The sequence below is a fragment of the Pseudomonas mendocina genome, assembly GCA_037482215.1.
Classification (GTDB): domain Bacteria; phylum Pseudomonadota; class Gammaproteobacteria; order Pseudomonadales; family Pseudomonadaceae; genus Aquipseudomonas; species Aquipseudomonas mendocina_E.
Genome location: CP148074.1, coordinates 1,653,721 through 1,666,407, shown reverse-complemented (window position 1 = coordinate 1,666,407; position 12,687 = coordinate 1,653,721). Strand labels below are relative to the sequence as shown.

The window sequence follows — 12,687 nt, the reverse complement described above, 5'->3', positions numbered from 1 at the left end:
CACTATTTTATTTTTTACGTTAAAGTTGTTCGACAATCTGCCGATTTCCCAGCCGACTCTCCCCCAAAATAGCTTGGGCCAACAATTAATAAGCCTGAAAAACAAGAACGGGCTTGTGCATCTGATAATCAGAGGGCAGCACACAATGAGCACAACAATTACGAGCTTTAAGTCCTACACGCTTGATCAGATCGTTAGCCTGAGCACAGAGCAGATTCGAAGTGCAGGCTCTGGTGCAATCAAGACACTGTCTGCCCAACAGATTCAGATGTTTTCCGCTGAACAGGTAAAGGCGATTGACGAAGGCGTTATCGTTAACCTCAGTGCATCGCAGATCAAAGCCTTCTCTGATTATCAGATCGAATACGGCCTGACCTCAGGCCAAATCAGCAACTTCACCACCACTCAGCTGCGCAGCCTGGATACCAAGCAGATTGCCAGCCTGACCTATGCGCAAATTGATGCCATCAACGATGACCCGACCAAGGTACAGGCGCTCACTGCCCAGCAGTTGGCCGCGCTGAGTGCAGACCAGTTGCGTACGCTGGAAGAAGATGCCGATGACTCGGCCTTGACCAAAACCCAGGTCCAGGCCCTGACTGCGGCTCAACTGGATGCCGTTAATGTGCTGAGCACTGATCAGATTCAGCAGCTCTCGACCCGCCAGATCGGTCAACTGACTGTTGAACAGCTGCGCTCCATGTCCGAAGAGCAAATCGGCTCGTTGACCTCTGCGCAGATCCAAGCCCTCAAGCCTGCGCAACTGGATGCCATCGACATCCTGGGCACTGCGCAGATTGCCAGCCTGAGCGCCAAGCAGGTCTCCACGCTGACCACAGATCAGCTGCAAGTTATGACCTCTGAACAATTGGGTGCCCTGACCGGGACCCAAGTCAGAGCACTTAAGACCAACCAGATTCAGGCACTGGACGACAGTCAGATACGTAGCCTGTCTCCTAACCAGACCCGATTCCTGACCGCTGCACAGGTGGGTGCATTCACCACCGACCAAGTCAAGGCCCTGTCCGTAGACAGCCTGCAGACCATGTCGACCCAACAGGTTGCAGCCTTGACCGCCGGCCAGATCAAAGCTTTGTCAGATGAGCAGCTCTCAGGATTGCTGCCAGCCCAGATTAAAGCCCTGAAGAACGACCGCATCCAGGCACTTGAACCCAATCAGATCAGCTCCCTGAGCACCGGTGCAATCCGCGCCATGACCAACGCCCAGATTACGGCGCTGGGTTCGAACCAGCTCAAGGCCCTGACTGATGATCAACTGGGTGCCCTGACTACCGCCCAAGTGCGCGCATTAGGCCATGATGATGACGGCATTAAGGCACTTGAATCTAACCAGATTGCTGCGCTCAGTGCCAACGGAATCATGGCGCTTACCACTGCTCAAGTGGCCAGCCTCAGTAATACTCAATTGCAGAGCCTGACCACCGATCAGACAGCATCTCTGACCTCGGCGCAAATTCGTGCAATTGGTAACAGCTCGCTCCAAACACTGAGCAACGAACAGATTGCTTCGCTCTCGACGTCCGCCATTGCGGCCCTGCGTACCGACCAGATTCAGGCACTGACCACGAACCAAGTCCAGGCGCTGACCACAACCCAAGCTGAAAAACTTAACAGCAAAGCCGCACAAAGCCTCACAAGCGGCCAGCTGAAGTTGATGAATGCCGAAACAATCGCCAAGCTCTCAACGGCCCTCACTTCCGGTCAAATCCAACACCTGACCACAGAGCAGGTCCAGGCGTTGACCACAACGCAGTTCAAGTCACTGACAACGGCACAAGTTGCAGCACTCAGTGGTGACCATCTCAAAGCATTAAGCACCGACCATCTGGCCAACATGACCACTGCACAGGTGCGTGCACTGGGTACCGGCACCAACGGCATCAGCGTACTCAGCGGTGAGCAGATCAAAGCCTTGAGCACGGCTGCAATTGCAGCCCTGCGTACAGAGCAAGTGGCAGCATTGACCGCTGACCAAATCACCAGTTTAGAAGATGATCAGGCTGCAAAACTGACCGCAGCGGCAGTCAAAGCGCTGAATAGCAGTCAGATCCAGGCACTGGAAACTCAAGACATCAAAGCCTTGGGCACCAAACTGCAAACCAGTCAGGTTGCACAACTGACCATTGAGCAAGTTCAAAGTCTGGACACTGATCAAATCAAAGCCCTGACCACTGCTCAAGTCGGCTCATTAAGCGACGAGCAAGTTGCAGCCATGTCCGCCACTCAGATTGGGGCCATGGAAACCAACCAACTGCGTGCGCTCAAAACCAACCAGCTCAACAGCCTGTCTGCTGAAGCTCTGAAAGCATTGAGCACTACTTCAGTCAAAGCGCTGACCACCGCTCAAATCAGCAACCTCAGCACAGAGCACGTGCGTAACATGACCAGTGCTCAGGTCAACGCGTTGACGACTCAGCAGATCCGCGCACTGACCAGTGACCAGGTCAAAGCCCTTGAGTCAGAAGACATCGCTAACGTCCAAGCCAGACTGAAAGATCAGCAGATCAAAGAGCTGACTGACACCCAAGTCGCCGAACTGGATACCTCGGCGCTGACTACCAGCCAGGTTCGCGCACTGCAAACCACTCAGCTGGCGCTGATGTCGTACAACCAGATCAAAGACCTCAGCAGCGACCAGATGCGTGTCATGAGCACCGGCCAGTTAGCTGGCCTCAGCGCTGGCCAGGTTGCCAGCATTGATGGCATTGATCTGAAAGCCCTCAACACGACTCAGCTGAACGCCCTTAGCGCGTCGAAAATGCAGGGGCTGACTTCTGCTCAGGTGAAAGATCTGACCAACACCCAAATTCGTGCGCTGGATAGCACTCGCCTGAATGCCATCCTGAATAACCTGACAACCGACCAGATCAGCCAGCTCACCACTACTCAAGTTAAGAGCCTGAATACGGATCAGCTGATCAGCCTGACCAACGATCAGGTGTCCAAGTTCACCCAGAACCAGTTGCGCGCGATGGATTCGACCCAAATGGCTGCCATTGCCGATCTGGGTGCAGCTGATATCAGCCACTTCACCTCAGGGCAGATCAGCGGGCTATCCGCTACCAAATTGGGCGAGCTGACCTATAACCAGGTCAAAGGCCTGAGTTCTGAGCAAGTGCAAGCGCTGGACGACTCGCAAGTTGCTGCCATTGTGAAAAAACTTACCGGCGACGACATCAAAGACCTGTCTGTGACCCAAATCAGCGGCCTCTCCGCCACCAGCATTGGCGCACTGAGCACCAACCAAGTTGCTGGTTTGAGTGACGAGCAACTCAAAGCCCTGGATGATACGCAGCTGTTGACTGAACTGACAGCGTCTACAGGAGGCAATCTGTCGTTGCTGCGCCAGTTGGGTGATCGGGTTGATCAGCTCACTGTTGATCAGATCGCAGCCCTTGATGTCAGCGGCGTTACCGACGCTAACAAGGGGCTCAGTGCAGATCAGATCGCCAAGCTGACCGACGTACAACTGCGCGCACTGACAACCGACCAAGTAGAAGTGCTGACACAGGGCCAGTTGGAGAAGATCTCCAACGCCAGCTTCGGTGCTCTGCTGAACAGCCAGATCGAAGCGCTGACCCCCGCGCAAATGGCCCACATCAGCGCAGGCCAGGTGGGTGCCATGTCCGCCAGCCAGACAGCCACCCTGACGGCAGCCCAGATCAACGGATTGGCATCCGCCAGCATCAAGGCAATCACGTCTGACAACATCAAAGAGCTGAGCAAAACTCAGCTTCAGGGCATGAATGACGCTGCGCTAGGTGCGCTCAACGCAAGCCAAGTCAGTCAGTTCACCAATGATCAACTTGAGCACTTGGGAGTCGCCAAACTCGAGAAAGTGGACCTCAGTGCACTGACCACTGCGCAAACCGACTTCCTCAAGGAGATTCTGTCCGCGGACGATCTGAATACCCTCGGCATCTCCTGATTGAGTTGAGCGGCAGGCTGGACGGCAATTTTGCCATCCAGCCTGTTATCGCCCGTTTTCTGATGAACTGGACATAAATGGCCAAGAAGAACGCCCTGCCTCAGACAACACAACCAGACTTCGCTCAGGCCACGCTTCAAGCCTGGAACGGACAGTTGGGTTTACTCCAACTGTTAGAGCTCTGTAACCAACTCAGCGAACAAAACGCGCCGCTGGCTGCTGTTCTGTACCAGACCTGGCTCAAACGTAACCGCACCACCCACGACCACCTTGCCCTGTTCAACCTGGGCGTGATCCTGTTCAACGAAGGGGATTACGCCGGAGCAGGTGAGGTCTATAGCCGGGCCATACGCTTGGCACCTGATTTTCTGCAACCTCGCTTTAACCTGGGCTTGGTGCATGAACGCCTGGGCCAGTTCGACATTGCTACCGCCCAGTGGCAATGGATTGAAACCCATGCCGACGCCAGCGACCCTGAACAACGCCAGTTCCTGTTAATGGCAGTGAACAACTTGGGCCGTCATTATGAAGAACAAGGCCGGCTTGCAGATGCCTTGCACTCGCTCACCAAAAGCCTGCGTATTGAGCCCAATCAACCGGATGTGATCCACCACTGGGTCTTCCTGCGCGCCAAACAGTGCGTGTGGCCGGTTTACGAACCATTGCCCGGACTTCCGGAAGCGATTCAGCGCGAGTACACCTCGGCCATGGCAATGATCAGCATCTCCGAAGACCCGCAGCAGCAGCTGATTGCCGCCCAGAATTATGTGCGCAACAAAATGGCCTCCGTGCCGCACAAACTATCTCCGGACAAACCATACAAGCACAAAAAACTGCGCATCGGTTACTGCTCGTCAGACTTCTGCTTGCACCCGGTGGCCAAGCTAACAGTTGAATTGTTCGAGCTGCATGACCGTGATCAGTTTGAAGTGTATGGGTTTGATTGGAGTCGCGAGGATGGCTCGCAAATCCGCCAGCGCGTGATTAAGGCCATGGATCATTTTGAACGCATTCATCACCTGAGCGATGAAGCCGCTGCACAGCTGATCCGCCAGCATGAAATTGATATTCTGATCGACTTGCAAGGGCAAACCTTGGGTGCTCGCCCAGCCATGATTGCCCTACGCCCAGCCCCGCTGCAAATCACCTATCTCGGCCTCCCGGCCACAACAGGCCTGCCATCGATCGACTACGTGATTGCAGACAAATTCCTGATCCCGGAAGACCAAGCCCAGTACTACTCGGAAAAGCCGCTGTACCTGCCAGACGTCTACCAGTCCAGCGACCGACAGCGCCAGCATTCCGCCATTCCAACCCGCAGCAGCTGCGGCCTGCCTGAAGATGCAGTGGTGTTCTGCTCATTCAACAACAACTACAAATTCACCGAGGAGATGTTTGACAGCTGGATGCGTATTTTGCAGCGCACTCCGAACTCTGTGCTCTGGCTACTGGCAGACAACCCCTGGGCGCAAGCCAATCTAATCGCCCATGCACAAGGCGCTGGTATTGATATGAGTCGGCTGATTTTCGCGCCACGTGTGTCGCCTGAAGATTACCTGGCGCGTTTTGGTGTGGCCGACCTGTTCCTCGACACCTATCCGTTCAACGCTGGAACTACAGCCAACGATGCCCTGTGGATGGGCCTGCCAGTGCTGACCCGCACGGGTAAGACCTTTGCTTCACGTATGGCCGGTGCGCTGCTCACAGCAGCAGGTATGCCTGAGCTCATCACCTACGATCTAACTAGTTATGAAGAGCAAGCCGTCGCCCTTGCCAACGCAACTGGAAAGCTGCAAGCACTAAGAGAGCAGCTTAAAGACGTGAAGGAAAACGGTGTGTTGTTTGATACTCCGCGACTGGTGAAGAACCTGGAAGAGCAGCTCAAGCATCTGGTCAGACCGCACTAACAAGAAGCCCGCCATTTGGCGGGCTTCTTGTTTCAGGCATCAGCGCAACTGGTTGAACAAGTTAAGGCTGGCGATCTTCACGTAGCTCTGCTGCGCTGCCTCCAGAACGATGGTCTGGAAGGACAGGCGCGACAATGCCTCGGCATAATCCAACTCTCGCAGCTCTGCCTGCACTCCCTTGTTGACGAGGGTGACATCCTCGTTGTCGGTTTGCGTGGTTTCGATCAGATTCAACCGTGCACCGATCTGCGTCTGCACGCCGAGCACATTGCTAATACCGTTATCAATGTTGGTCAGGGCAATGGCCACTTCATCGCGAATGGCCAGATTGCCATTAGGTGAGTCTGGAGTTGATTCAAGCGCTTGGCGCAGTCGGCTGACGGTGTCGAGGATACTGCGCTGCTCCTGAAACTGCGGCATTAAAGTGAACTGGTCATCCGCACTGAGAACGTCGTTGACCTGCATCGACACCCCAAGCACCTCGACCGTATCAGGCGGACCGGGGATCAGCGGAGCCGTCTGCAACACAGGATTTCCTGCCTTATAGGGCTGGGCAAAAACATCAAAATCGGTGCCATTGAAGCGCATCAGCACCCCAGAAGTGGGGAACTGGCTGTTGAACACGGCCTGATTGGTAATGCCTTCAGGAACCAGGCGTGCAGAAGACGCGTTGCCCGCAGCACGGGTGCTGGCAAATGCAGTCGGTGTCGAAGACAAGGTGAAGCTATGGGTGCCCGGCGTGCCAGGGGTTGAGGCGTCGGCCAGGAGGTTATCCGCGTCCTTAGGGTTATCGCCCTCTTTAAAGACCACATCGAGCTGAAAACGCATGCCGCGGAAGTTAATGACATTACCGCTGCTGGCAGTCGGGTCAATTATGCCGCCGCCGGTGATATCCGAGGTCACATCGCTGCCGTCTTTATCGTAAATGGCGAACTCTGTACCGCTGACCATCACCATCGAGTAGGGCTCACCCGCACGGAACTGGCTGTTGTACACCTTGTTGTCCTGCACTAGCCCCGGTGACATGAACAGCCGCTGCTCATTAGCCGGCTTGGGGGCGAATGAAGTGGACTGCAGCGGTGGCATCGGCAAATTAGGGTTATCCACACCGTTATCACTTTGAATACGGTTGGCGTTAGTCACCGACTGAAACAGCGCCTTGCCGTTATCGTTAATCGCCACGGTACTTGAAGTAGCCACCTGCAAACTGCGCTGGCCTTCGTCACCGTGGTAGGAGTAGGTGCCATCAGGGTTGCGGGTGAAAGGCTCTGTCTTACCTAAGTTACCGCTGAACAGGTATTCACCACGGGCGTTACGTGTGTTCATCAGGTTGAGCAGCTCGTTCTCACGCTCTGCCAGCTCCTGAGCCAGGGAGTTGCGGTCTTCGGCAGACAATGCACCGCCACCGGCCTGTACTGCCAGCTCACGGATACGTTGCATAACGGTGTTCACCGAATTGAGCGTCGCCTCTTCCTGCGACAGGCTGTTTTTGGCAGCCGTCAGGTTGGACTTGTACTGCCCCAGCACCGAAGCCTGCTGCTCAAGCTGCATCAAACGCACGGAGGCGACCGGATCATCTGCCGGCGTCAGAATACGGTTGCCAGTGCTGATCTGTTCTTGCGTGCGGATCACATTGGAGTAGTTGCGGCCCAGGCCACCTACTCCGTTATTGAAGGCCTGCAGCGAAGAAATGCGCATAACCATATTGCTAACCTCAAAACACTATAGGCAGCCGCAGCGGCCCATCAGAATGAATTAATCAGTGTATCGAACAGGCTGCGTGCAACTTGAATAATCTGTGCCGACGCTTGGTAGTACTGCTCAAACTTGATCAAGTTCGCTGCCTCTTCATCCAGGTTTACCGCCGAGATGGAGTCGCGGTTGTCGGTGGCCTGTTTGAGGATTGCGGTGTTGGCTTCACCATCCACCCGAGCCTGACTCGTCAGGGTACCGACCCTTTCGACCAGATCACCGTAGGCCTCATTGAAGCTAGCACCTGTGGTTTCCGCTGACAGCGGATTGACCCCGATAACAGGGCGCTTTTGCAGGTCGATCATCTGCAAGGCGTTGCGGTTGTCTGACACACCATTGGTGTTAAACGACACAGAGAAACTGTCGCCAGCCTTTGGCCGCCCGCCGATATTCACGGTGTACGTGAACTCTTCTAGGTAAGGCGGGCCAAGCTCTGGCGGAACAGTGATTTCAATGGTGTTGTTCTGCCCCGGTGTGATGCTGTTGGTGTACAGCACATTACCGGCACTGTCATACACATCAAAAGACTGCAAACCACCCGCCGTCGTCGGCTCAGGCCCCATCACGATGCGAACCGGTGGCTGCTGGCGCAGGCTGTCTTCAACCCAGAGTTTGGCGTCCGGATCGTAGATATCAACTTGGGTTTTTAGTACGGGCTGGCTGATGGTGCCGGTGCCGACGTTTGCCGGGCTGACTTCGGCCTTCAGTGGCGAAGCGAAGGCCAGTTCCTCCGGCTGTTTCATATCCGTACGGATACCTTGCGCGGCGTTGCGAGTCGGGATCAGGCGGAACTTGTCGCCGTCAACCACGCTGCCTGCGTTGATGTTGATCGACAGACCGTCAAACTCGTCAGGTGGCACCGCTCCCACATCAAACGGACCGAAATCCTTACCGTCATTCAGGCGGCGGACGGTGAACTCGGAGGCACTGGTAAACGTCACCTCATAATCGCTGGTGGTCAGCAGATTGGTGTCAGTGATGATCACATTGAGGTTGGCGTCCCCATCGTAGTTCCCGACTTGCGCCAAGCTACGCAATTTGGTCAGTTCCGGATCGTTGAGATCACGAAACAGCCCGGAGCCGAATTCGCCATTCAAATCCAGGCCCTGGCCTAACTGGCGGTTCATCTGGTCAGTAACGGACAGAGCAAGCCGCCCAATAGAGTTTAAGGTGTTGTCCAGCACATCTTCGCGGTATCGGATCAGCCCCCCCATTTCACCACCGGTAATCATGCTGGTGATGGTCTGCCGCGAATTGCCGCTAACGAACTGCACCTCATTGCGCATCGGGTCTTTGGTGCCCGGCACCACTTCTAGACGCGCCGCAGTGTTGCCAACTACCAACGGCTGGCCTGAACCGACGAACACGTTGTAGCTGTTGTCATCCTGAGCTACCACCGACACGCCAACAAAGGTCGACAATTGACGAATGGCCTCCTCACGGGAGTCCAGCAAATCGTTAGGCGCATTGCCGGTCGCGGCAGCAGTCGCGATCGCATTATTGAGCTTGGCAATGGATGTAGCTATTTGATTGACCTGATCGCTGATCGCATACATCTGTTTGTTAACGAACGCGTTCTGCTCATTCAGGCGGTCATACACAGTGTTGAAGCGATTAGCCAGGCCCTCAGCTTCAGACAGCACCAACTGCCGCGCGGGCAGATCGGATGGATCTTCAGCAGCGGTCTGCAAGGCCGCAAACAGCTTCTGCATGCCGGGCGTGATACCGGTCGTGGAGCCTGCCAGCAGCGAGTCGAGTTGGCTGATTTGGCTCAGGTACGACTGCGCATCGCTGTTCAACGCCGTGCTGCTGCGTACCTGATTGGTCAGAAACTCGTTATAAATGCGGCGTACATCCGCCAGAGTTGTACCAGTCCCAATAAAACCCGCACCGCTGAACTGCGGAGTTTGTGTGGCCTGTACCGTGCCTTGCCGGGAAAAACCCGGCGTATTGACGTTGGTAATGTTATGGCCGGTGACCGCCAGTGAGGTTTTATTGGCACTCAACCCGGACAAGCCGATTTGGAGTAAGTCAGCCATTTTTCATCAGCCTTTTGCTGGCGGCGCTGTCACAGCCGCAACGGTTTGGTAGGTCTGCATCTGCCGGGCGATCTGAGCAATTTTGCGTGCGTAGTTCGGGTCAGTTGCATAACCGGCCTTTTGCAGTTCTTGAGCGAACTGCTCCGGCTTGTCTGTCTTGGTCAGCGCTTTCTCGTAGCGCTGGTTGTTTTGCAGAAAGCTCACATAGTCTTCAAAGCTGTGGGCATAGGACTCATAAGCACGGAAGGAGGCGGCCTCTTTGACGGGCTTGCCGTTGACGTACTCAGTGGTCAGCACTCGGGCTGACTCGCCGCCCCAGCTGTTGTGGCTCTTGATACCAAAAAGGTTGTGGCTGCTGCTGCCGTCCTGCTGGCGGATAACCGACTTACCCCAGCCAGTCTCCAGAGCTGCCTGAGCAACCAGATAACGCGGGTCAACGCCAATCTTGTCCGCAGCCTGCTCAGCCAACGGCAACATGGTCGCGATGAACTCATCTTTGGAGCCAAAGGCAGCCTTGCTCGGAGCCAGTGGTGGCTGTGCCAACCGTCGACCTGTGATGGCATCACTGCCATTGATGCTCAGCGCTTTATCACCAGGCGCTGCAAAACTTTTCGCTGGGATCCAGTCACCTTTAGTCAGCGTGTTTGCCTCATCTCCTGTTGTGGGAACAATGCCCGCTAACAGACGATCAGTCAGCTTACCTGGCAAAGACAGACGGCGCTGGTTCAGCAGTGAGGTGTCGTCACGATTGCTCTGAACCGGTTCCGCCTTAGCCATCGGTTTGCTCGGTGCAGCAGGTACGGCCTCATTCACCTGAGCGAATGGATTGGGGCGATCGCTGACATTTTTAATTTTGGACAGCTGACGAGTCAGTACATCCGCCAGGCCGATGCCGTTATTGCTGTTTGACATGGTGACTGAGAGCTGCTGGTCATACATATCCTGGTAGGTTTTGCCTTCGTTACTGTTGAGGTAGTTACCCTCAGCAAACACTTCGTTGGCAGAACGCATGGCCTTGAGCATTTCATTCAAAAACAGCGACTCAAACTCTTGAGCCACTTTTTTGATGTTGCCTTCGTTGTCACCGCCCACCTTAAACTGCTGGAGGCGATTGAGGTCGTTGTACGAGCCAGAGTCGACTGCGCCTTTGGCGCCACCGAGCAAGCCTGCTGAAATTCGAGAGTCCATAGTGGCAGCCTCAAATAACGATCAGGTCAGCCTGCAAAGCGCCAGCCTGTTTCAGCGCTTCGAGGATAGCCATAAGGTCGGAAGGTGCGGCACCTACCTGATTTACCGCACGGACGATCTCATCCAAAGTGGTGCCCGGGCCGAACTTGAACATCGGCTTAGCCTCCTCTTCCGCATTGACGCGTGAACGCGGCACTACCGCAGTCTGACCACCTGACAGCGCTTCAGGCTGGCTGACAATCGGGTCTTCAGTAATGGTCACAGTCAGGCTGCCGTGGGTCACAGCAGCAGGCTGAACGCGCACGTTCTGACCAATCACAATGGTGCCCGTACGGGAGTTGATGATGACCTTAGCAACCGCCTGCCCTACCTCGACTTCGAGGTTTTCCAAAATCGACAGATAATCAACGCGCTGGCTCGGATCAAGCGGCGCGGTAACGCGAATCGAGCCCCCATCAACAGCCTGAGCGACCCCTGGGCCGAGCAGATCATTGATGTGATCAACAATGTTCTTAGCTGTGGTGAAATCAGGACGGTTTAAGTTCAGGGTCAGGGTGTTGCCCTGATCAAAACCACTCGGAACCGGACGCTCAACCGTCGCACCCGCCGGAATACGGCCCGCCGAAGGGACGTTCACAGTAATACGAGAACCATCACCGCCAGAGGCATCAAAGCCACCAACAACCAGGTTACCTTGAGCAACGGCATAAACGTTGCCATCAATACCTTTCAGCGGCGTCATCAACAGGCTGCCACCACGCAGGCTTTTGGCGTTACCAATCGACGACACAGTAACGTCAATGGTCTGACCCGGCTTAGCAAAAGCAGGCAAGTCAGCATGGATCGACACCGCTGCAACGTTCTTCAACTGTACGTTGCCGCCCTGCGGCACCTTAATGCCGAACTGGGCCATCATGTTGTTGAAGGTCTGAACGGTAAACGGCGTTTGAGTGGTTTGGTCGCCAGTGCCGTTAAGGCCAACAACCAGGCCGTAGCCGATCAGTTGGTTGGTCCGCACACCTTGAATGCTGGCCAAGTCTTTCAGACGCTCAGCGTGCGCCGCCGACGCCATGATCAGGGCTGCCGTGACTGCGAGGAGGTATTTGCAAAACTTCATGCTGATCATCCTCAGAACGGCCACAGCGGGCTCATAAAGAACCGGCTCATCCAACCCGGCTGACTGGCATCAGCAAAAGCTCCAGTACCTGAATAGGTGATGCGCGCATCCGCAATACGGGTAGAAGACACCGTGTTGTCAGTGGCGATGTCATCGGCACGAACCAGGCCAGTAATACGCACCAGCTCGTCGCCGGTATTCAGGGTCATCCACTTCTCGCCGCGCACCAGCAGGATGCCGTTAGGCATCACCTCCGCGACAGAAACTGTGATCGAACCGCTAAGGCTGTTGCTCTGCCCTGCTTGTCCAGCGGCTTTATTGGCCCGGGTTGCATCCCAGTCGGCACTCAGGCTCAGGTTGTCACCGGTCATACCCAATGCACTGATACCTGCGAGCGGGTTCTTTGGCGCCACGGCCATGCCAAACAGATTAGGTACCCCCAGGTTACCGGAGCTGTCTTTAGACAGCTGGCTGTTACTGTTTTTGCTTGCTTGGGTGCGCTCATTCAGGGTGATGGTAATGATGTCACCGACCCGGTATGCCTTACGGTCAGTGAACAAGCCATTCTCAAACCCGGCCTGATAGATCGCACCGTTGTTCTGCGCAGCAGGCAGAGGTGTGCGCGGCATAACAGGAGCGTAATAAGGGTCATTCGGCTTTGGCGCAGGCGCCATACAGCCAGTCAGGGCTAATGAGCCAAGGACTGCAGTGAGAGTTACCAGCCGTTTCATATCA

Annotated in this window: 7 protein-coding genes; 2 read left to right on the top strand and 5 right to left on the bottom strand. The window is 55.3% G+C overall.

The genetic code is table 11. The annotated features are described in order from the left end of the window. Positions 1-145 precede the first annotated feature (145 nt). Together WG219_07520 and WG219_07515 are read left to right on the top strand one after the other, a co-directional pair. Complete coding sequence (locus WG219_07520) at positions 146-3,949, top strand: hypothetical protein (GenBank protein WXL27292.1); 3,804 nt, start codon at positions 146-148, stop codon at positions 3,947-3,949. A gap of 77 nt (positions 3,950-4,026) precedes the next feature. After that, positions 4,027-5,856, top strand: coding sequence for a tetratricopeptide repeat protein (locus tag WG219_07515; GenBank protein WXL27291.1), 1,830 nt, complete (start codon positions 4,027-4,029; stop codon positions 5,854-5,856). 39 nt (positions 5,857-5,895) lie between these two features. Here the strand turns inward: WG219_07515 and WG219_07510 are convergent, their stop codons facing one another. The 5 genes from WG219_07510 to flgH are packed head-to-tail and all read right to left on the bottom strand — an operon-like array spanning position 5,896 to position 12,683. Then, on the bottom strand, positions 5,896-7,554 hold the full coding sequence (locus WG219_07510; protein WXL27290.1) for a flagellar hook-associated protein 3: 1,659 nt from the start codon (positions 7,552-7,554) through the stop codon (positions 5,896-5,898). Positions 7,555-7,601: 47 nt separating this feature from the next. Further along, a complete protein-coding gene (gene flgK / locus WG219_07505) occupies positions 7,602-9,647 on the bottom strand; it encodes a flagellar hook-associated protein FlgK (GenBank protein ID WXL27289.1) in 2,046 nt (681 codons plus the stop codon). A 6-nt stretch (positions 9,648-9,653) separates the two neighbouring features. After that, entirely contained in the window at positions 9,654-10,835 is a 1,182-nt protein-coding gene (gene flgJ / locus WG219_07500) for a flagellar assembly peptidoglycan hydrolase FlgJ (GenBank protein WXL27288.1), read from the bottom strand. A 10-nt stretch (positions 10,836-10,845) separates the two neighbouring features. After that, entirely contained in the window at positions 10,846-11,952 is a 1,107-nt protein-coding gene (locus WG219_07495; GenBank protein WXL27287.1) for a flagellar basal body P-ring protein FlgI, read from the bottom strand. A gap of 11 nt (positions 11,953-11,963) precedes the next feature. Next, entirely contained in the window at positions 11,964-12,683 is a 720-nt protein-coding gene (flgH, locus tag WG219_07490; GenBank protein WXL27286.1) for a flagellar basal body L-ring protein FlgH, read from the bottom strand. Between the last annotated feature and the right edge of the window lie 4 nt (positions 12,684-12,687).

Excerpts from the sequence above, each read along its gene's own strand:
- flgJ (WXL27288.1), bottom strand. The coding sequence starts at position 10,835 with ATGGACTCTCGAATTTCAGCAGGCTTGCTCGGTGGCGCCAAAGGCGCA.
- flgH (WXL27286.1), bottom strand. The coding sequence starts at position 12,683 with ATGAAACGGCTGGTAACTCTCACTGCAGTCCTTGGCTCATTAGCCCTG.
- WG219_07520 (WXL27292.1), top strand. The coding sequence starts at position 146 with ATGAGCACAACAATTACGAGCTTTAAGTCCTACACGCTTGATCAGATC.
- WG219_07515 (WXL27291.1), top strand. The coding sequence starts at position 4,027 with ATGGCCAAGAAGAACGCCCTGCCTCAGACAACACAACCAGACTTCGCT.
- flgK (WXL27289.1), bottom strand. The coding sequence starts at position 9,647 with ATGGCTGACTTACTCCAAATCGGCTTGTCCGGGTTGAGTGCCAATAAA.
- WG219_07510 (WXL27290.1), bottom strand. The coding sequence starts at position 7,554 with ATGCGCATTTCTTCGCTGCAGGCCTTCAATAACGGAGTAGGTGGCCTG.
- WG219_07495 (WXL27287.1), bottom strand. The coding sequence starts at position 11,952 with ATGAAGTTTTGCAAATACCTCCTCGCAGTCACGGCAGCCCTGATCATG.